The sequence below is a fragment of the Halobacteriovorax sp. XZX-3 genome, from assembly GCF_043196495.1.
Classification (GTDB): Bacteria; Bdellovibrionota; Bacteriovoracia; order Bacteriovoracales; family Bacteriovoracaceae; genus Halobacteriovorax_A.
In genome coordinates, this window is sequence record NZ_JBEBMO010000002.1 from 421,496 (window position 1) to 442,016 (window position 20,521).

General features: G+C 36.6%; 18 protein-coding genes. 8 read left to right on the forward strand and 10 right to left on the reverse strand.

Translation table 11 applies throughout. The features are described 5' to 3' along the window. The first annotated feature begins 24 nt into the window (after nt 1-24). The 5 genes from ABMA70_RS12560 (at nt 25) to ABMA70_RS12580 (ending at nt 5,458) form a co-directional block, all read left to right on the forward strand. The gene (locus ABMA70_RS12560; protein WP_103219183.1) at nt 25-501 is read left to right on the forward strand and encodes a low molecular weight protein-tyrosine-phosphatase; all 477 of its coding nucleotides are present in this window, start codon (nt 25-27) and stop codon (nt 499-501) included. After that, the gene (gene greB / locus ABMA70_RS12565; RefSeq protein ID WP_103219184.1) at nt 482-973 is read left to right on the forward strand and encodes a transcription elongation factor GreB; all 492 of its coding nucleotides are present in this window, start codon (nt 482-484) and stop codon (nt 971-973) included. Before ABMA70_RS12560 ends, greB begins: the two co-directional genes overlap by 20 nt. Nucleotide 974: 1 nt before the next feature. Further along, nucleotides 975-1,349, forward strand: a complete 375-nt coding sequence (locus ABMA70_RS12570; RefSeq protein ID WP_392993104.1) for a DUF6165 family protein — start codon at nt 975-977, stop codon at nt 1,347-1,349. An 18-nt stretch (nt 1,350-1,367) separates the two neighbouring features. Next, nucleotides 1,368-2,159, forward strand: a complete 792-nt coding sequence (locus ABMA70_RS12575) for a hypothetical protein (RefSeq protein WP_103219186.1) — start codon at nt 1,368-1,370, stop codon at nt 2,157-2,159. A 116-nt stretch (nt 2,160-2,275) separates the two neighbouring features. Further along, a complete protein-coding gene (locus tag ABMA70_RS12580; protein WP_392993100.1) occupies nt 2,276-5,458 on the forward strand; it encodes an efflux RND transporter permease subunit in 3,183 nt (1,060 codons plus the stop codon). Here the strand turns inward: ABMA70_RS12580 and ABMA70_RS12585 are convergent. Further along, nucleotides 5,455-5,967 carry a hypothetical protein gene (locus ABMA70_RS12585; protein WP_103219188.1) on the reverse strand — a complete coding sequence of 171 codons (513 nt, stop codon included), beginning with the start codon at nt 5,965-5,967 and terminating at the stop codon, nt 5,455-5,457. The genes ABMA70_RS12580 and ABMA70_RS12585 overlap by 4 nt on opposite strands. Nucleotides 5,968-6,038: 71 nt before the next feature. Here ABMA70_RS12585 and ABMA70_RS12590 point away from each other — a divergent pair, with 71 nt between their 5' ends. Then, nucleotides 6,039-7,004, forward strand: coding sequence for an SIS domain-containing protein (locus ABMA70_RS12590; protein ID WP_392993097.1), 966 nt, complete (start codon nt 6,039-6,041; stop codon nt 7,002-7,004). 2 nt (nt 7,005-7,006) lie between these two features. Here the strand turns inward: ABMA70_RS12590 and lnt are convergent, their stop codons facing one another. Continuing rightward, nucleotides 7,007-8,458: an apolipoprotein N-acyltransferase gene (gene lnt, locus ABMA70_RS12595; RefSeq protein ID WP_103219190.1), complete on the reverse strand. Its 1,452-nt coding sequence runs from the start codon at nt 8,456-8,458 to the stop codon at nt 7,007-7,009. A gap of 63 nt (nt 8,459-8,521) precedes the next feature. Between lnt and ABMA70_RS12600 the strand changes: the two genes are divergently transcribed. Next, entirely contained in the window at nt 8,522-9,184 is a 663-nt protein-coding gene (locus tag ABMA70_RS12600) for a hypothetical protein (RefSeq protein ID WP_146037921.1), read from the forward strand. A 7-nt stretch (nt 9,185-9,191) separates the two neighbouring features. On the opposite strand, the gene ABMA70_RS12605 is transcribed toward ABMA70_RS12600, so the two are convergent. Continuing rightward, nucleotides 9,192-10,331, reverse strand: coding sequence for a S8 family serine peptidase (locus ABMA70_RS12605; RefSeq protein WP_103219192.1), 1,140 nt, complete (start codon nt 10,329-10,331; stop codon nt 9,192-9,194). Between the two features lie 290 nt (nt 10,332-10,621). Between ABMA70_RS12605 and ABMA70_RS12610 the strand changes: the two genes are divergently transcribed. Beyond that, nucleotides 10,622-10,840 carry a hypothetical protein gene (locus ABMA70_RS12610; RefSeq protein WP_392993094.1) on the forward strand — a complete coding sequence of 73 codons (219 nt, stop codon included), beginning with the start codon at nt 10,622-10,624 and terminating at the stop codon, nt 10,838-10,840. A gap of 52 nt (nt 10,841-10,892) precedes the next feature. Here the strand turns inward: ABMA70_RS12610 and ABMA70_RS12615 are convergent, their stop codons facing one another. From ABMA70_RS12615 to ruvX, 7 genes are all read right to left on the reverse strand, one after another. Beyond that, a complete protein-coding gene (locus ABMA70_RS12615; RefSeq protein ID WP_103219194.1) occupies nt 10,893-11,264 on the reverse strand; it encodes a TraR/DksA family transcriptional regulator in 372 nt (123 codons plus the stop codon). A gap of 340 nt (nt 11,265-11,604) precedes the next feature. Continuing rightward, on the reverse strand, nt 11,605-15,177 hold the full coding sequence (locus ABMA70_RS12620; protein WP_392993092.1) for a hypothetical protein: 3,573 nt from the start codon (nt 15,175-15,177) through the stop codon (nt 11,605-11,607). A gap of 142 nt (nt 15,178-15,319) precedes the next feature. After that, nucleotides 15,320-16,837, reverse strand: coding sequence for a hypothetical protein (locus ABMA70_RS12625; protein WP_392993089.1), 1,518 nt, complete (start codon nt 16,835-16,837; stop codon nt 15,320-15,322). A gap of 127 nt (nt 16,838-16,964) precedes the next feature. Beyond that, complete coding sequence (locus ABMA70_RS12630; protein ID WP_392993087.1) at nt 16,965-17,774, reverse strand: DUF808 family protein; 810 nt, start codon at nt 17,772-17,774, stop codon at nt 16,965-16,967. Next, nucleotides 17,767-18,864 (reverse strand): FliG C-terminal domain-containing protein, encoded by a 1,098-nt coding sequence (locus ABMA70_RS12635; protein WP_103219198.1) that lies wholly within the window; start codon nt 18,862-18,864, stop codon nt 17,767-17,769. The genes ABMA70_RS12630 and ABMA70_RS12635 overlap by 8 nt, the downstream gene beginning before the upstream one ends. A gap of 21 nt (nt 18,865-18,885) precedes the next feature. Further along, entirely contained in the window at nt 18,886-19,920 is a 1,035-nt protein-coding gene (mltG, locus tag ABMA70_RS12640) for an endolytic transglycosylase MltG (RefSeq protein WP_158246950.1), read from the reverse strand. A gap of 41 nt (nt 19,921-19,961) precedes the next feature. Continuing rightward, nucleotides 19,962-20,420, reverse strand: a complete 459-nt coding sequence (gene ruvX, locus ABMA70_RS12645) for a Holliday junction resolvase RuvX (RefSeq protein WP_103219200.1) — start codon at nt 20,418-20,420, stop codon at nt 19,962-19,964. Nucleotides 20,421-20,521: the final 101 nt, after the last annotated feature.

Here is a 20,521-nt window from a genome sequence, read left to right on the forward strand (position 1 = left end):
CCTCGATTCTATCATAATTTCGTAATGAAAATCTTATTTGTTTGTCTTGGAAATATATGTCGTTCACCGGCCGCTGATGGGGTACTTCTACATCGTATTCAGGAGCTGGCTTTAGAAGAACAGATTCAGGTTGATTCTGCAGGTACTAGTGCCTATCACGCAGGAGAAGGTGCCGATAGACGTATGCAGGAGCATGCCTTGAAAAGAGGATATAAGCTTCCAAGTATTTCAAGAGGTTTCACAAAAAGAGATTTTGAAGAGTTTGATCTTATCGTTGCTATGGATAAGTCTAATTATCGAAATATTTTAAAACTTGACCCTGAGGAAAATTATAAAAATAAGGTTAAATTATTTTGTAGTTTTTGTAGTGGTCCATATACTTCATATGAAGAAGTACCCGATCCATACTTTGGTGGTGCAAGAGGCTTTGAGGAAGTGATGGACCTCGTTGAAAATGGAGTAGAAGGAATTCTAAGTCAATATGGCAATAAAGAAAGATAATTATATTACTCCCAAAGGCTTTGCAAAGCTTGAAGAAGAGTTAAATTTTTTAATGAAAACTGAAAGACCAGAGATAACTGAAACAGTTAAATGGGCTGCTTCACTTGGAGATCGATCTGAAAATGCTGATTATCAGTATGGAAAGAAGAGGTTGCGTGAGATCGATCGTCGTATTCGCTTTCTAAATACAAGAATCAATGCCGCCTTAATTGTTGATCCTCTCTCTGTCACAACTGATAAGATTCAATTTGGTGCAACGGTTACCTTAGAAGATGAGAATGGAAAAGAGAAGAAATATTCAATTGTAGGCGTCGATGAAGTCGACACGACAAAAGGATATGTCAGTTGGAAGTCTCCAATTGCTAGGGCCATGATTGGAAAAGAAGAAGGTGATGAGGTTATTGTTCAGGCACCAGGGGATGATTTCGAGTACACTATTATAGAAATTAATTATATTGATATTGAGGTATAAGATGATTATTGAATGTCCTGTTTCACTTGGTGAGCTCGTTGATAAGATGACTATCTTAAAAATTAAGACAGAGCGTATAGAAGACAATGAGCGCGTATCTTTGGCACAGGCCGAATATGATGAATTAGCGAAAACTTTGGCCGAACTAAATTTAGAAGGAATAGAATCTTTTATGAGTGAGCTTAAAGAGATTAATGAGAGGCTCTGGGTAATTGAAGATGATATCCGTCTTAAGGAAAAAGAAGCAGACTTTGGTGAGGAGTTTATCTTTCTGGCACGTAGTGTCTATAAAACAAATGATTTAAGATTTAAGGTTAAAAATTCAATCAATATGAGTTACAATTCAGGCATAAAAGAAGTCAAATCATATAAATAAATAACAAAAGAGTATTTAATGTCGAAAATTCCAACGAATTTAAAGTACGAACTTTATGAAAAGTCAGTCCAAAATCACGAAGTTGATATTGAATTTATCAACAAAGAATATAAGAAGATTTTTGGCCGCTCTCCAAGATCTCTACGTGAAGACTTTGGTGGTACAGCTGCAATGGCCTGTGACTGGGTAAAAGAAGGGAAAGATCGTGAAGCTTGGGGTATTGATCTTGATGAAGAGCCACAGGCATATGGAATGGAAAATCACTACTCTCGTTTAACAGAAGAAGAAAAAACACGTATGCATTATATTAATGGAAACGTGCTTGATGATTATGAATTTAAAGCTGACGTTACGGTTGCTTTTAATTTTTCGTATTTCATCTTCAAAGAAAGAAATGTTCTTCTTAATTATTTTAAACAAGTAAAAAAGAATATGGGACCTGAAAGTATCTTTATGGTGGATATCTTTGGTGGTGAAGAATGTCGTCAAGAGCTAGAAGAAGAGACTGAGCACGATGATCACACTTACTACTGGGATTGTGATAGCTACAATCCATTAACAGAGGAAGTTCAGTACTATATTCACTTTAAAACACATAAAGATGGAAAAATGTATCGTAAGGCCTTCTCATATGATTGGAGACATTGGTCAATTGGCGAGATCAAAGACATCATGAAGGATGCTGGATTTGAAAATATCATTACTTTCTGGGAAGGTGAGGATGATGATGGTTCAGGTGATGGTATCTTCTATCGTTCAACTGTTGAAGAGAACTGTGAGTCTTGGGTGACTTATATCATGGCCTACTAACGTATTTTCAATGCCTTAGTTAGTGTAAATTCGACAGAATTTCTTAAAACCTAAATAAATTCACATTTTTAGTGCTACAAGCTACTGTTTTTAAAATCTAAATAGGACAGTAGCTTGTGAAAAAACTAGTTTCATACTTTGTAGGAAATAGCTTTCTAGTAAACTTATTAAGTATCATGATGGTGCTCTTTGGGATTATCTCCCTTGCCCATATGAAACGAGATCTAATTTCAAATTGGTCATCAAAGAGAATTCAAATCACTGCCACATTGACTGGTGCAGGTGCATCTCAAATTGAAAGGTTTTTAACTTACCCAATTGAGCGTGCAATTAAAGGTAGTGCTGGTATCGATAAAATTTGGTCAAACTCGCAACAAGGGTATATGCGTATCAATGTTGATGTGAAAGATGAGTTTGAGGAAATAGGTGATTTAGAGACTCGAATTAAAGATGCTATTGAAACAATCCGTGGAGATCTTCCATCTGAAACTAAAGATATTGTCGTTCGCCATATTAAGCAAACAGATTCTTGGTTTAATTATTATGCAATTTTAAATTTTGAACAAAGTAATGACTTACACCAGAACTGGTTATTGAAAATAGAAGAAGAGCTTGAAAGAGTCGATGGAGTATCAAGAGTCGATACATATGGATATACAAAAGATCTTTATATTAAACTTAATGTCGATAATATGGCCCGCTATAGAATAGCGCCATCAGATGTTTATAATAAGATTAAAGAAACTTTTAGAATATACCCTTTAGGAAGTATCCGTAAAGGAAGTGATTCTTATTCGATTGAAATTGAAAACTTAAACTACGATATTGAATCACTTAATAATCTTTTGATTCGTTCAAATAATTCAAGCCATACTTTGCGTCTAAGGGACTTAGCAACTCTTGAGTATCGCTTACCTAAAATTAAACGATCTAATTACATAAATGGGAAGCCAGGGATTAACTTTAATATCTTTAAAGATGTTGAAGCCGATTCAATTACACTAAAGGAAAAACTAGAAGAGAAGCTTAAAAAGATTAATGAGCAAGCTCCTGAAGGTGTGAATATCATAAGTGTTGAAGATGGTCCGGCATTCATTGAAAGACAAATTAATGCTCTACAATCAAATGCTCTAATGGGAATCGTTCTTGTTTTGATCACGCTTTGTTTATTTTTAGGTTTTAGAACTGCAATTATGACTTCTCTTGGGATGCCTCTTGCATACTTTTTTACATTTACAGTTCTTGAAACAATGGGGATTTCAATTGATCTAATCTCTGTTGTAGGGATGCTTCTTGTTATTGGGATCCTAGTTGATGATGCTATTATTATCTCTGAACAGTATATGCAAAATCTTGAAAACGGTGCCAGTTCAAAAGATGCGGCCGTAGGTGCTGTTCTTTCGACTTGGAAACCTATTTGTGGAACTGTTGCAACAACACTGATTGCCTTTGCCCCAATTCTTGTTGGGAAGGATTCAATGTCAAATATCTTAATGGCGATTCCTGTTGTGGTTTTCTCGGCGCTTCTTTTAAGTTTATTTGAAAGTTTCTTTATCCTTCCAAACCACTTAAAGCACTTTGTAACAAAAGCAAATGCACATCATGAGTCTAATTACTTCCAACGCTTTAAAAGAGGGTATCTTAAATTACTCGATGGAGCACTAAGGTGGCGCTATATTGTTTTAACAGGTTTCATTGTGGCTATGATTGGCTCAATAATCTTTGCGAGCAAGAATATTAACTTCAATTTCAATTTAAATATTTCTTCTGAAACAGTTGAATTTGTCGGTACTTTGAAAGAATCAAAAAATCTTGAAGACTCATATAAACAACTGACTTCTGTAGAAGAGGTTATGAGTAAGATTGACAAAAATAAGTACAATAACTACCAATTCTCAATTGGACAAAATTATACAAATGGTAAGAAGCAAGAGGGGCCACAGTATTTTAGTTATAGAGTTTCTTTTTCACAGCTTGATAATAATGTTGAGGCCAACAAGAAAGATGTACAAGACTTCCTTAAGGAACAACTTAAAGAGCTTGAGAAAACTGGTAAGTTTGAAAGGCTAGAGGTTAAGATTGCAAAGGGTGGAGATGATGAAAGTCGTGAAAACCTTGTCGAAGTAACAATTCAATCTCTTTCTCCATTTAATGTTGAAGAAGTGACAGAGTATACTAAAAAATCGATTGAGGATTTAAAAATTGAGGGAATTAAATCAGTTGATCTTGATGATTCGCTTTTTAAAGACGCTTGGATTTTTACACCTCATAAAAATGAGATTCAATCACGAGGACTTTCTCTTGCTCAAGTCTCAAGTCAATTAGTTCAGTTCATTAGTAAGAATGAAGTTTATGAGTATACAAGTGGTAATCGAAAGATTCGCTTTTTAACTTATGCAGCTGATGGCGATGATCTAAATTTCGAAGAACTAGGTAATCTTCCTGTCGTTCTGGCAAATGGTGAGATCATAAAGTCATCTGATATTGGAGTTTGGAAAAAAGAAAAGAAGCAATCGACAATTAGGCACTCAAATTTAATGAGAAAAGTTGTTGTTGATCTTCCGTTTGATAAAGAAATTATTAAAAAAGAAGTTCTAATTAAGAAGGTTGATCTACTAACTCAAAAGCTTTCAAAGAAGTATCCAGATTTAATGTTTAATGCACAGGATGCTGATGAGCAGTCGAGAAAGAATAAGAGTTCAATGGTTAAGAAATTTGCTTTTGCTCTTCTTGGTATCTTCTTTATTTTAGCGATTGTTTTAAGAAGTATTATGCAGCCGATCTTAATCTGTTCGGCCATTCCTTTTGGAGTGATAGGTGTTATCTGGGCATTCTACTTCCAAGGACTCGATATTAGTTTAATGGCGATTATTGGTATTATTGGTATGGCCGGAGTTGTTGTAAATGACAGCTTACTTCTTGTTGTTACAATTAATGAGAAAAGAAGTGATTGGTTTAGCTTTCATCGTCCAGAAATTTTAGAAGGGGCAGGAAGTCGTCTAAGAGCGATCATATTAACAAGTATTACAACACTTGGTGGTGTATTCCCAATGGCATATGCAATTGGTGGAGATGCCGGATTTACGAAAGGCCTTGCCATGAGTATGGGGTGGGGACTTCTATTTGCGACAGTTTTAACTCTTGTGGTTCTTCCATGTATGCTTCTTATCCAAAGAGACTTCATGGTTTTCTTTAAGCGCAAAATTTTAAGAATGAATAGAGTAGAAGAAGTTGAAGAAGATATTGATGATGTTGTGATCGTGACAAATAAATTAGAAGAAGAAAGTGTTATTCATTAGAATAACTCTTTCTCTGCTTCTTTCGCTTTTTGTTCTTCAATCTTTTTAATCATTGATTCACGTTTTAGAATACGTTCAATTCTATAGAGGATAGTTTTCTCTAGAATTCCATCCGAACGTACAAGGCGCCAACCTTGTAGAAAATCTTTTTCAATCATTTGGCGTCGGTAAATTGAAACCTTAGAAACCTCTTGTTTTCCGCGATATCCTTTAATGACATTGATAACTAATTTAAATTGGGCCGCTTTAACCATCTCTTTTGAGCCGAAGGCATCGGAGAAGTTAATTTGACTCGTGTTGTTGATCCAACGTGTTTTTACGACTCCAGCTTCTTGATTTTTTACTGAAATATCATACTGTTGCATGATCTCAAGAACAGCTTGCCATGTCTGGTTAAAATTCGACTTATAAGTTTTTGAAGGTATTTCTGATTCTTCAACTAATTGTTCAAATTGTTCATATGAACTACAACTAAATAGCAGGGAAAAAAGCACTATTATTTTTAACATTTTCATATAATTATAATAACATAGTCGTAGACTCGATCGAGATAGAAAAATTGACACTAAAGGAGATGGTAGTGGAGCATTTTGGTCAGATGAAGGAAGTTTTAAAACTTGAAGCTGATTCAATTCTAAGAGTAATAGATCTTTTAGATGAGAAGATGTGTAACAAACTGACTGGTGTCTTCGAATATCTGCATGCTCATAACGGCCAGATGGTTTTATGTGGCGTTGGTAAGTCAGGCCTTATTGGAGAGAAACTATCTTCTACATTTAGCTCTCTTGGCCTTCGCTCAATTTTTCTTCATCCAACTGAGGCCCTTCACGGAGACCTTGGGAGAGTCAGTGAAAACGATGCCATTATCTTTTTATCAAAATCTGGTACCACAAGTGAGATCTTAAAATTAATACCATTTCTAAGAATAAGAAAAGAGAACCGTATTGCTCTAGTAGGTGATTTAACAAAACAAATTGCACTTGAGTGTGGGATTTCTTTTGATTGCTCGGTAGAGCGCGAAGCCTGTATTAATGATCTTGCCCCAACTACTTCATCAACTGTTGCTCTGGCAATGGGAGATGCCATTGCTGTTGCCTATGAGAAATTTGTGGGTCTATCACGTGAAGGGTTTGCTATTAATCACCCTGGTGGGAAATTGGGTAAGTCTCTTACGATGAAAGTAAAAGATTTAATGTGGGTGGCGAAAGAGTGCCCAATCCTTAAACCATCAAATCTTTTAAAAGATGCCGTTCTTGAAATGACGAATAAACCTCTTGGGGCCCTTGCTGTTATTGAGAATAATAGCTTTAGTGGAATTCTTGTCGAAGGTGATATCAGACGCTCGATTGCTAAAAATGCTAATGCACTTGAAACGGCTCTTAGCGAGATTATGACGAAAGAGCCTAAGAAAGTTTCTTCTGATGACCTTGCTATCGATGCCCTAACATCAATGGAACAAAATAAGATTTATGTACTCCCTGTGATTGATGGAAATGAATTCAAGGGATTCATTCGAATGCATGATCTTCTTAAAGAAGGTTTTTAATTTTAAAGAGAAAAATCTTTTATTTCTTGTTTAAAATTTTCTGTACGAATTAACTCTCGACCATCTTGTTTGATGACGGCCGAGATTCCAGTATTGGTCGCTCTAATAATTGGAAGATTAAATTCCACAGCTCTCCACTTTGCCAAGAAGAGGTGCTGCTCTTGTTCTGAGTAAGGCCCATACCATGAATCGTTTGTCACATTGACGATGAAATCAATTTTTTCTCCACGCTTCTTCACTTCTTTAATGTACCTTCCAACATAGCGAGGAAATAGGACTTCATAACAGATGAGTGAGATAAAGTGTTTATCTTTAACTTCAAAATTTGTGTACTTAGTTCCACTCGCAAAGAATGAGATATTTGTTAAGTAAGGCGCCAGGTATTGGTTAAGTGGTCCAAAAGGTAGTCCTTCTCCAAAAGGAATGAGTACTTGCTTATGATAGACCTGATCAATAATTCCTTCACCTCGAGATAGTACTGTCGCATTATACGTATTCTCTAAGACACTTGGATTTGTTGAAGCAAGATCGTATGTTCCAAAGAAGTAACTAGCATTACTCTTAATAAAGAGATCCATTAGCTCGTCTGACAACTTTTTACTTTTTTCTGAGAAAACAAATCTAGGATAAGAAGTCTCCGGCCAAATAACCAAATCGATATCTTCAATTCCTTCGGCCAAGCTTAGTCCTTTATAGATATTAATAACTTCTGATGAGGCAAGCTTTATGCCCTGTTCAGATTTAAGCTTTAGGTCATTTCCAATATTTCCTTGAACAATTCGAATCTTAAGATCGTTACTTATATTAGACTTTATTGGGCCTACTCCAAAATTCATCAGTAAAAGTGCAAGGATGATACCACCTTGAACTCTTGGAAGCTTTTGTTTTTGGTAGAACATAAAAATAAGATGCCCAATGAATAAACTTAAGAAGCTATAGAAGGGAACTCCTAGGAGTCGTGCTGGTTTTAAGAATGGAGATATCTTAAGCCACGGATGGCCAAAAAGAGCTGGGAATTGTTGTGGCGTAAAATATTCAAGAATAACGAAGATTAGCGAATAAAGGATTCCTCCCGCTAATGTATCGATCTTCACATACTTCTTTAAAAAGAAAAAGATAATAAGAAAGAGATAGAATTGTGGCGCAATAATAACCGAAAAGAGCTGCCACAGGATAAAGTTAAATGGAAAAAATAGGTTTCCAAACTCGTTTAGTGTGAATGTTAACCAATAGTATCCTGCAAAATTATAACCCCAACAGAATAAGAAAATATTTATGAGGTTATACTTAAAACGAATTTCACTTTTAAGCCCGTAGAATAAAACGGCCGCACTAAAAAAGATTGTTGGAAAGATTGTGAACTTTCCTATGAATGGAAAATTTAATGCGTAAATGATACCTGCAAGAATATGAAGCACAGGTAGAAAGAATTTATTTTTCAGCAGGCTAGACATACTTTATTGTCGTATATGATTTAACATTTGCCAATACTAAGCTTATGAAATTACAATATTCTTATGGATAGAGAATTCTTAAACGACATACAAAAACATCAACATCTCTTCATGGAAGATAATATTGCACAGGATGTGCAACTTATAACATGTCCTAAGTGCGAAAGTGAAAATATTATTGAAGAACGCTGCCAAGATTGTGACTTCGATTTAACTTTTAATCCATTAGGAGAACCATTAGGGGAGAAGAGCTTCTATACTTTTCGTGAAAAGTATTGGCTGACACTTTCTCCTCTTGAAATGGAAAACCCTGCAATTTTCCAAGGTGATGTGAAGTTTAAGAAATTTATGATTAAAGTGCGTCGCCGTTATAATAATCTTCTTGATTACTTCTATAGTGAGCACTCAAAGACTGATAAGCTAAGAGCGCTTTATCTTCAAGAGTTAGTGGATATTGTTATTGAAATGATGAACTCTGGAGTGAGCGAGCAAGAAATTTGGCAACCATATACGCAAAAGGGTATCGAAGAGGTTTCTCTTTATGAGCGTATTAAGGAAGCAATATCTGAAACACGCGAGCTAAATAATAAGAGTCAAATTGAAAGTTTTCTTGATTATAAGATGATGGGATTTTTTAAGGTGTCTTATTTATTGTATGGAATGCTAGGAGTGATCTTTATTATGGGGACGACCCTTGCGCTTACGTCCTATTTTAGGGCCATCTAGGAATTAATTATTTTCTGATAATTACTTTTGGAGTGTTTGCTACTTCTCTTTTGCTTTCTTTGTAGTTAGCTAGTTGACCATTTGTCTTTGTGTTTAGCTTTTCAGCAAGTTCAACAGCTGCTGTAGCATCAACACGTCCTGAAGACTTAACCTTTCCATTAAAAGTGATCTCTTTCTTTGCAGTGATTGAGATGATCTTCTTAATTTGCTTTGCTGAAAGACCTGGGTATCCAGCTTTTAACATTGCTGCTACTCCAGAAACAAAAGCAGTAGCTTGTGAAGTTCCTGTTAGCAGACCGTTTCTTGAAGTCGGGATAGCAGAGTTGATCTTATATCCTGGTGCAGAAACGTCTACTGTTTGTGCTCCCCAGTTTGAAGAGTTAAGAATCTTCATCGACTGATCGTGAGCAGTTACAGTAATAATATTTGATAACTTGTAGCTTGCTGGGAAGTAAGCAGTATTCTTGTTATCGATATTTTCTTGCTCGTTTCCTGCTGCTGCAACTACGATGATTCCTTTTCTTTCTGCTTTCTTTAGAATTTCAAGTTCTTCTAAATCCGGCTCTGGTCCACCACCTGAGTAGTTAATGATATCAACACCAAGATCAACTGCGTAACGTAGAGCCTTGATTGTTGAGTTTAAGTTGTCCTTACCTGAAGCGTGACGGTTGTAGTACTTCAGTGAAAGAATCTTAACATTTGGAAATACTGACTTAATAATTCCCGAAACGTGAGTTCCGTGACGATTCTTATCGTAAGGAGTATTTACATTATCAGCACCTTTAGAGAAATCTAGTCCAAAATTAGAAATGCTAGCATCTCCTTTAGGTACGTAGATATTATCTTTAAGGAATGGGTGAGTTGGATCAATACCTGTATCAATAACAGCTACAACAACTTCTTTTTGTGTCTTTAATTTTTTAAGTGCACCTGGAAGATTAATTGATCCTTGTGCAAAGTTATTTTTGATACCCCAGCTTGAAAAGCGTGAGTGTAGTACGTCAGTATTTGATGTTTCCTGTTGGTATTCTTTTTTGAAAACACGTTGTCTTAGTTGATCAAATGATAATTTCTGACCTTCACCAGCTCCAAAAGCAAAAGAGCTAGCAATTAAAGTAGAAAGTAGTAGAAAAGATTTTAGTTTCAAAAAGTGCTCCTTAGTAACTCAAACTCACTGTTATAGAATGCACAGCTTGTGCCAACACTATGACAGGATTCTACCTACTTAAGTTGTTCACCTATAGCCCATATGGATACTTTATAGATAGGTGTCAAAATCTTATACACTATTTTAAAAGTGGTGGTAGAAAATAAGGCCAAAAAGCCACCGTGTTCATTACTCCACTAAGTTAAGTTGCCGTAATCATTGTACCAGAATTTGGCATGGGCCGTGCTTAATTATGAACAGAAGAAGAACTTACCATGGAGGGTAATTCAGTGAAAACTATTTGGACATTATCAATCAGTATTTTTGTGTTTGCATATGTCATGATCGTCGCGCCAATTAATAATACGAACTCAAGTACAATAAGTCCTAAAGTGGAAGAAGTACTTAAAACAAATGAACAGGTTAAGAAAGTGCTTAAGAGAGACATATCGAAGTATGTCTATATAAAGAAGGAGACCTTTAGTGTAGACGAGGGGATGGCCCTATAAAAAAAGCCTGCATAAGCAGGCTTTTTTACTAACATTTGGAATATGAAAAAAGCTATACGGCTCTTCGCATGTGTTGTTCTTCACGCTCTCTTTCTTCTGCGTGTGTGATACAAAGATCGGCCCATGGTTGATTTTCAAGCCTTTTCTTACCGATTGGCTCGTCACAATCTTCACAGTGCCCATAAGTACCTTCTTCAATTCGGTGAAGGGCCTCTTCGATTTGTCTTAGCTTAGTCATTGCTCGAGCACGCATATTAAATGTAACCTGTTGGTTAATTACTGCGTTTGCTACATCACCTTCATCAGGTAGATCATCTGTCGACATCTTAAGGTCTTCAGTACTTGTTAGAATACCACCGTTAAGAATCTCAGCTTTAGCGGCCAATAACTTCTTTTTAAAATATTCTAGTCTTTCAGCTTCCATTTAGTCCTCCTCCTTAACGAAGTAAAACAAGCAAAGTTTGTTGGTTAAACTATTACGCGACACTTAATTTTAACCCTGAATTTATTTAGTTCAAAAGTCTTCTTAAAAGTCGGCAATTGTTGCTTTTAATACATATTCAATAGTTGCCCTAAAACCTCAGCCTTTGCTTCGCTCTGAAGCTTCATGGGAACCTATTGTAGGCACTCTTCGTGTTTGGCGGGAAAATAATTAAGTTAATTTCTTTTTACCAGTAATATCGGTAAGTTCTGCCGATAATAAAAAAAGGACGCTGAACGCGTCCTTATTTTTTTCGCCTAAATTTATTGGCATTAAACTATGCTTATCGTTGTTCGAACTCTTCTTGAATCATTGGACGATTTAAATCGACAGCTCCTGTTGTTGAATTCACTAGGAAGTACTTATCAAAAGCCGTTGTCGCCATATCTGCAAGAGCGTAATTCGTCCCATTGGTTAGTATCGCTGTATCAAGAACACCTGCAAATGAAGTAGGGTTAATGAATACGTAATGATTCTTTACTAACATTGCTGAACCAGCATTATTCGTGCTGTGAATATCTGTTGGATTGTGTCCATCTTTATGTCCCACGTAGAGAACATTTTCGAAGCTAACATCAAATGTATTATTTCCTTTATTTGAGAAGAATGCATATGTATTGACTGGCGCAGGATCAGTGAACTTATTGCCAATAAACTCAAGATTCTTAAAGGCGAATGTTTCAGCCGCTGATGTTGAGTAAACAATACGGTCAACAAAGAGAGAACCTGTAGGTGAGCCAAATGTATTATTTTTCACACTAATATTTTCAAATACTGGCCCATCTCCGCTATTCTCTGTTGAATAAGTTCCTGCAACTAGTCCTGTTGCTGTACATCCGATACTACTTTCAATCGTATTATTATCAAATTGAATATTATGAAATTGCGCTCGATCATCACCAGAGTTATTGTAGCGACTAATTCTTCCCATGAGAATTCCAGCATCACCTGAAGCATCACAATCGAATTTCACCGTTGAGTTTGCAATTCTTAAGTTTCTGATACGCCCATGTTCAACGTGTGGAAAGATACCATTAAACATTTGATTGGCACCAGTGTAGTCATTGTAGAAATTTGAAATAGTGAAGCCATTTCCATCAAGAGAGCCATTGTATGAATTATTAAAGTCTGATAACTGAAGTGATTGTCCACCCATATCAATGTTATTCATTAGTTTAAAACTAAAATTACTTAGGAATAAATTATTCTTAATGAATGTTAAATCACTTGCATTTGAAATAAGGAATGGACTTTCCTCTAATCCTGTTACGATTGCACGACCGTTAGTTGCAAACTTCATAAAACGATTAAATGCTACGTTTAGTTTTGAGACTCCAGTTGCTGTAAAGTACTGACTTCCAGCAAAAGTCGAAGGAAGAGATTTATTGGCAAGATCATTGAAAGTAAGGCTTATTTCGCCCCCTGGTGTTCCATACTTTAAAGCACTTTGAGCAAGTGCTGTTGTACTATCACTATAGCCATTGTAAACAACATGATTTGCTGTGATTCTGTCTAGGACGTTTGATAGAGTAGAGTCATTGATAAATCCAATGAAGTCGATAATGTGAGAAGTACTCGTTCCCCATCTTGTATAATGGTGTCCATTAACTATAACGAATGTGTTGATGTCTGGCATTACTCCAATTAGAGATCCACTTGAATTTCCAGTAGCATAACCAAGGTTATTAAAAAGTAGTCCTGAATAATAATTATTATCAAAGTTTGCTGAAGAAAGATTTGTCGTTGATGAAAGTGTCCCTAGGGCACCACCAACACCTTCAAGTCCTGCTGATCCCGCAGCTGCTCCTGTGACTGAACTTGTTGCGATATGATTAAGTGCAAAATTTGCAGAAGTTCCATCGAGATTTAGTCTTCCAATTAAGCCTCCAGCGCTTCCATCAGCACTAACACTTACTCTTGTTGCTGAAGAATAAATTCCAAGTGTGTTACCAGGATTAGTAAAAGCAGCATGACCAATAAACCCACCTGCATTTTTTAATGTCGTATCAATACTTCCAGTTGTAATAGATGAGCGAATTTGAAAAGTTTCAGGATTAAATATCTTTCCAGCAATTCCGCCGGCACCTTGAATCGTACTATATGGAAGATCACTTGAAATTGATAAGTGAATATTATTTTCACCAAGCTCTAGACGGCCTAGATAGTTTGCGGCCGTTGACTGATGTTGTCCTAGAAGGCCACCAATAATCGCTGGTGCCGCTGAAGTATATGAGTTAGTAAAAACATAACTATTACTATAAGTACTAATATTAGTAAGATTTTCTGAGAAGCCGATTAGGCCACCAACTGATTGTTGTGGATTAGCTGCATCAACTTCGATATTAATATTTCCATTAACATCATAAATTTTAACTTCACGACTATTAGTTGCAGTATCAGTTGAGCCACTTGTTAGGGCACCAATAAGGGAGCCTACGTAAGCACTATCAGAACCAGGAAGTCCCGTACATTTTAAACTAAAGTTACTAAAAGTGATTCTTTCAACTTGTGCGAATACATTCTTTGTTGATGTTCCATCATAGTAAGACTGATTAAATAATCCACCGCACGAGTAACCAAAGCTTGAACCAGGTGGTGTTGTTGATGGATTCGAGTTTGTCATTGAACCTGAGATTATTAATTCATGAAGATTTGAAGAATCGCCTAAGTACTTTGCAAGTGCCGGCCCTGCTGTTAACGAATTAACATTGATATTTAAGTTACTAAGTCCTGACTCAGCGTTAGCAACCGTGCTTCCAATACTATTAAATAATGAGTCAGATGCTCCAATAATATGTGGAAGCTTCTTAAGACTTATAAGAATATCTCCCTCTAATTTTCCACTAAAGTCAGTAGCGCCCGTTGCTGGTGCTGAACCTGCAAAATCAATTGTTCTCGCAACAATATAATTCTCTGAAGGGTAGGAAGCGATATTATTAAATTGATCGGCCGTACAAATAATATTAAATCCTCTTGATCCAGCGCTATCAGCTGCAAATGGAGAGCTTGTTGCCGCTCCTGCAAACGCACAAGAATCAAAGCCTGCAAGTAGAGTAAGACCTGTCGCTGAATCTTCTGTTGCTAGTAGATACTCCTCTGAAGGAAGTCCTGCTGTTCTTGGAATCCTTTTAACTTGAGAGGCTCCAGAGCAAGCAGTATCATAGTAGGCTACAATTTCAACTGGATTATAAAAACCACTATCACTAGTAACAACGTTATAGTCGGCAGTTAGGTCATAGGTGAAAATATCTCCAGCATTTGGTGTTAAGCATTTTGATTCAAGAGTTAAGCTTGGATCGACGACTCCTTCAGCATTAATTGAAGGGTAGCGAATCTTAAGTGATTGAGCGTTACTTGGAGCTTCATCGCAGCTTTCTCTTTTTCCTTTCCCAAAAACTTGGACAACCCCGTGACAAGTTTCAACCTTGAACTGATTTCCTGTCGTACTGTCATGAACAACTGTATTAGTTAGTGATGCACAATTGGCCGTTGTCATTACTAGATTCATTGGAGTTTCAGTAGAGTCAACTTGAGTATTAATTTGAGAACAATACTTTGTTCCAACTAGATTCGTTGGAGTCGTTCCTTGGTGCCAACCGATGGCCTTTACATCGTAGTTTCCAAAAGGAAGCTCAATTTCGATTTCAGAAGGGGAGCTTGGATCAAGACCAATTTGAAAAACTTGTTTTGTATCGTTATTTCTTCCAAAGATAAGTACACCACCATCAAAGTTTGAGTTTAAGTCTCCAACTAAGAATTGTGATTTTGAAAAAGTAACTTTTGTGTTTGATGTTTTTACTCCACATGAAGTGAGAAGAAGTGAAACAAGAAATAATCCAAATATATGACGGTGCATACGGTCCCCAAATTCAATTTAATCCACAAAACTCATCGGTTAAGCAAATCTTAACCTTTAAAGAATTGGGGACAAAAACTTACGGGATTTCAGTTAGTTATGGTTTTAACCTCAATAGTGAATGCCATTTCTTAGTGCCATATTAATAATATGTGTAATTAAAAAGCTGACCATTGGCATTTAAGTCAAAATTTCCTGTACCTGCAGGAGAGCCTGTGATTGTAAGTGTACAAGTCGTATAGGGAGAACATGAAATGTCTCCTGAGATTGATAAGGTGTCTGGTGTTGAATAGATACTAAAAGTCACAATACCATCAGTGTTATTATTAAATGTAATTGTCGTGCTTCCACCTGTTGTAATATCAACATTTGATCCAGGTGCTGGTATGAAATCTGAATCCGGAATCATAACAATAGGGTTTGCCATTACGCTAAAGCGCTTCTCTGGAGAATAGATTAATCTACTTGAAGCGTCATCAAAATACGATCCAATCATTCTAAACTCAAAAGTATCTCCAAGATTAAAACTAGTAGTATTACCGTCGAGAACAACATCTCCTGACGTCGTATCAAATGATATAGGGCCTGAACCGATTGGATATCCACAGGCAACAAAAGTTGAATCATCTGTTCCAGCGACTTTGTACTCACAAGTATAGTTCATCGAGTTGCCAAGATAAGTATCGTTTCCAACATCATATGGGCCACCAACCTGTACTGTCGTTGCAGAGTTTCTTTCAAATGAATAACTCGAATTTGTAAGAGAAAGTTCAAATGGAGTAGGTGGCATAATATAAGTGAAGTAAGTGCCATCGTAGAAGTGACGATCGTTTCCTGCTAGGTCTTTTTCACCGATACTGTTCATGGTCATAAGTGTACCAACTGGCCCGGTAGAGCAGTCAGTTGTTCCACTATCTTTATCTTCATATCCTTCTATTCTAAGAGGTAAGTGGAATCCGCCTGTTAGCCTTACTGGAAGAACCATTCCAACAGAAGCATCAAGAACCATTTTAGCGTAGTCGACTCCATCGAGTAAATTTCCATTAACATTGCTATAGCAAGTATTCATCGATTCATTAAATCTTGATTGAGTATAGATTAGATCCTTATTAATTGGTCCTTCATAGTGAGGAATACCAAATTTAATAGATAGGTCAGTTGAATTAAATCTTATGTATTCACCAACATTACAAGCTGAAGTTTCACAAACAGACATATACTTGGCCGTTTGTAGGCCATCAATAAACTCAGCACAAGGGTGACCTATATCAACGACGTTGGCCGGTGCCACAGTATCGACTTGAGTTAGATTGAAAGTAAAAGTTGTCTGCTCTGGGATTGCTGCGTTTTTTACGACTGAACAATAAAGGCTTCCTTCCATCATCTCGCCTGCAGTTGAACCATGCCAACCAAGAATCATAATATTCCAATTTCCATTATCAAATTCGTGATCAAGTGTTGCTTGTGAAAGAGGAACAACATAGAGAAGAGGGGGTTTATCCGCTGGCCCACCAACTGCTAGCATGACCGCACCATTATCAAAGAGTCCTGCTACTTGAGAGAACGCACCTTGAAGCTTTACTTCGACGTTTGAGGACTTTCCTCCACATGAAGTAAGGATAATTGCGAATGATATTAGTAGCATATTGATAATTTTCATAATTCCCTCAGGCAGTTAACTAAATAAATTATCGTCTATAGCTATAATAAACTTTAATTTAGTGTGGACTAAATTTCTCGTGATTCTAGGTGTTTAGTAGGATTCTCATAAAGAGATCTGCCAATAATTAGCGTAAGAACTTCGATTTAATATGCGAGAGGATACTGAAAACGATAAGGGCCGAAAAACCACCAATGACACCTAAGAATAGGTTTTGCAGTATTTCATAGGTATAGAGGTCTAAGTGAAAGCTATGAGCAAAGATTCCACCAGCTACGAGAAACATTGCAATTGTCCCAACTATTCCAAGTCCTCTCATAATCCAAGGCATTGAACTGACACAAGCGTAGCCAAGTCTCTTATACTCTTTTCTTATAAGGTAGAGCCCAAGATCATCAATTTTAACTAAGACAGCGACAAGTCCATAGATAAGGACAGATGCTAAAAGCCCCACAATTACAAGAGTCATTAGCTGATTTACAAAAGGTCCACTAATGCTATTTTGTGCAATTACGATAATTTCAATTGAAAGAATTAAATCTGTGCGAATCGCTCCTGAAACTTTTTTCTCTTCACTAATTTCGGCCAGGATCTTCTTGCTATCTTGCTTGGTAATCTTTTCGACCACTTTGTGGGCGCCTTCATATGCTAAATAAATTCCACCAATTAGAAGAACGATTTTTAGAGCTGGAGGATAAAAATAGGTAAGGGCAACAACGCCTAAGATGCTGTAGACTTTATTTAAAAGTGAGCCTACAAAAATCTTCCAGACCATTGGAAGCTCCTGATCGGCGTTTACTCCGTGGATAACACCTGCATTAACTGCAAGATCATCACTCATTAGAGCACTGGTCTTCTTGATGGCAACTTTAGACATGATGGCCACGTCATCAAATGTTGTTGCAATATCATCGAGAAGAGACAGGAGACTAAACATACTTAACAAATGACTTCGGGCTTAAAACAAGCTCGCCCGAGCGCTCCTTTTCATGAATATACTTTCTTAACTCGTCTTGTGCTTTATTGATTGCTGAAGCTGGCTTTGGTTGATCATACTTCATAAGAAATTCTTCTCTTACACCAGCAGTAACTTCAGAAAGAAGATCATTGATTAATTCTTTAGACGACATTCTTAAAGCACAGGCCATAAGATCAAGACTAAATTGTAAAAAGAACTCACGCTTCATATCGATTGTCATATAGCGAAGGCGATCGATATCTTCTACTGACTCTGAGATATTGATAGCGAGTTGAGGGTTCTTTTCATGTATCTTAGCTAGTTGCTTTTGATAATCATCAGGATTTAGGCCATTGAATAGATTTGTATCAAGACCTTTTAATTTATTTTGTCTCTTTTTAACAAGAGAGCCAATTGAATCATATGTAATTGAGTTTAGCGTTTGTGTGAATTCAACTCCAATGCGTAGGAGGTGAGTTTGAAGTCCTTCTCCTGAAACACGGTAGCGATTAACTGAGGCAATCTTAGCTTCGTGTAGCTCAGGTAATTCCTGATCTGTAATTGAAGTAATAAAAATTGATTTTCCTATTTCGTACTTCGCTTTTCTTTTCGCATCGATAACAAATGCAAGACCTCTTAAAGAGATATCGAGAATAATATCATGTTGAGTTTCATCTTCACCCTCAACTTTGTATGAGATATTTTTGAAGTCTGGATATTTATAATTGAATCTCTCCACACTTCGTCGATCGCGCATACGAACTTCACTAGGAGTCTTGAACGAAAGACCACCATTTTCAAGTTTGAAAATATCTTTTTTGAAAATCATATCCCCAGCAGGATAGTGAAAAAAGACAGGTGAAAGAGGTGCTATTCGAGTATAAAAAGGAGCACTTTCTTTTGTGAGCCTGATAGAGCATTTTTCAATTGTAACTGAGCTGAAAGTTGCAGTGTACTCTTCGCGCATGTCTTCATTGTTTTGCCAAAATTTCAAAACTGCGCCTTCCTCATAAAGTTCAGTAAGCCTCTTGAGGATATATTCCTGATCGAATGATGACCATAGTTTCATAGTTAATTACTTCTTTAAGTTTTATTGTTTTTTATTTAAATCTCGCCAGCTACGCCCCTTACGGTTCGCTCTGTTCTTTTGCCAGTAATCTACTGCCTGACTGTGTTCTTTGTATGTTTTTGAAAAAACGTGTGTTCCATCATTTTTAGAAACAAAGTAAATATATTCGTGCTTCTTTGGGTTTAGGGCAGCTTTAAGTGCCTCTAGCCCAGGGTTTGCGATTGGCCCAACTGGAAGACCTGAAATCTTATAAGTATTATAAGGAGTTTTCTGTCTTAGGTGCTTTTTGCTGATATTTCCTTTATACGACTCCCAGATCCCGTAAATTGTCGTTGGATCTGATTGAAGACGCATTCTCTTTTTTAAACGATTGTGAAAAACACCAGAAATTGTTGGTCTTTCAAATTTTGCACCAGTTTCTTTTTCTACCATTGAAGCAAGAGTTACTAGTTGGTGCTTTGTTAGTCTTACTTTAGAAAAATCAAGTTCTTTCGTTTTATCTTTAAAGTTGTCATACATGCGGTGAATGATTGCACGTGCTTTCATCTTCTCGTGAAATTGATATGTATCAGGGTAAAGGTATCCTTCAACTCGATCAGCTGGAATTCCTAATGAGTGAACAAATTTCTTATCTTTTGCTTCTTTGATAAATTCATTTTCATCAACAATTTTCTCGTCAGCCAGAACTTTAGCAATTTGGAATAAGTTATATCCTTCTGGAATTGTCACACGAACAGTTAAACTCTTTCCGCTAATTAAAAGGTCTACGAGCTCATCCATAGTGATCCCTTTTGGGATGATGTAGCGTCCGGCCTTAAAGCTGGTTAGTTTACCCTCGAATTTCACATAGCGGTGAAAGAGGCGAGGAGAGTAGATAATTTTATCTTGGGCAAGACGGTAGTTGATTGTTCCAAAAGTGTCGCCACTATTAATTTGGAATTCAGTCTCTGGACCGTTGTATTGCCAATGATAAATGTTGTAATAAGTGTGGGCCACTAAAAGGCAGATCGATAATGCTGGTGCTAGCACCAAAAATACAAATAAGTTTTTCTTCATCATAATGATAATAGGATATCTTATTTTTATATTTTGTGAAATTAACTTCTTATGAAATCTTCTAAGATGATCACCGCACTAAGCTCATCAATTTTTGTTGGATCAAATTGAAAATTATACTCCGGAGAGTTAAGCATTCTCTCTTTTGCCGACTTAGTCGTAAGTGTTTCATCTTGTTGATAGAACTTTATACTAGGAAATTTCTCAACTAAAGCGTTAAAGATGGCCTTGTGCTCTTTTGTTTTCTCACTCTCATTGCCATCAACATAATAAGGTATTCCCATAACAATAACTTCTACCACTTGATCATCGATCACTTGTTCAAGTTCTGTATAGAAATGTGCAATTCCCTTATTAATGATACGTCCTGCGCCTATTGGGAAAGGCTCACGTCCTGGGCAGAAGAAGCCAAGGCCTATGACTTTTTCACCGTAGTCGATGGAAAGGATGTTGAGACCACGTAATTCTTCAAATTTTGGATAGCTAGAAAACTCATTCATATTAGGTAGTTATGCCCATTTTGGCGCCTCAAGTCAATCTCTAAAGTCAGCTTGACTAGGAAAGGGTGAAGGTTTATGATGAGTTTATCTAATTAAATCAA

Coding starts and splice junctions, on each gene's coding strand:
- ABMA70_RS12570 (WP_392993104.1), top strand. CDS start 975: ATGATTATTGAATGTCCTGTTTCACTTGGTGAGCTCGTTGATAAGATG.
- ABMA70_RS12635 (WP_103219198.1), bottom strand. CDS start 18,864: ATGAAACTATGGTCATCATTCGATCAGGAATATATCCTCAAGAGGCTT.
- ABMA70_RS12575 (WP_103219186.1), top strand. CDS start 1,368: ATGTCGAAAATTCCAACGAATTTAAAGTACGAACTTTATGAAAAGTCA.
- ABMA70_RS12560 (WP_103219183.1), top strand. CDS start 25: ATGAAAATCTTATTTGTTTGTCTTGGAAATATATGTCGTTCACCGGCC.
- lnt (WP_103219190.1), bottom strand. CDS start 8,458: ATGTCTAGCCTGCTGAAAAATAAATTCTTTCTACCTGTGCTTCATATT.
- ABMA70_RS12600 (WP_146037921.1), top strand. CDS start 8,522: ATGGATAGAGAATTCTTAAACGACATACAAAAACATCAACATCTCTTC.
- ABMA70_RS12585 (WP_103219188.1), bottom strand. CDS start 5,967: ATGTTAAAAATAATAGTGCTTTTTTCCCTGCTATTTAGTTGTAGTTCA.
- ABMA70_RS12620 (WP_392993092.1), bottom strand. CDS start 15,177: ATGCACCGTCATATATTTGGATTATTTCTTGTTTCACTTCTTCTCACT.
- ruvX (WP_103219200.1), bottom strand. CDS start 20,420: ATGAATGAGTTTTCTAGCTATCCAAAATTTGAAGAATTACGTGGTCTC.
- greB (WP_103219184.1), top strand. CDS start 482: ATGGCAATAAAGAAAGATAATTATATTACTCCCAAAGGCTTTGCAAAG.
- ABMA70_RS12625 (WP_392993089.1), bottom strand. CDS start 16,837: ATGAAAATTATCAATATGCTACTAATATCATTCGCAATTATCCTTACT.
- mltG (WP_158246950.1), bottom strand. CDS start 19,920: ATGAAGAAAAACTTATTTGTATTTTTGGTGCTAGCACCAGCATTATCG.
- ABMA70_RS12615 (WP_103219194.1), bottom strand. CDS start 11,264: ATGGAAGCTGAAAGACTAGAATATTTTAAAAAGAAGTTATTGGCCGCT.
- ABMA70_RS12630 (WP_392993087.1), bottom strand. CDS start 17,774: ATGTTTAGTCTCCTGTCTCTTCTCGATGATATTGCAACAACATTTGAT.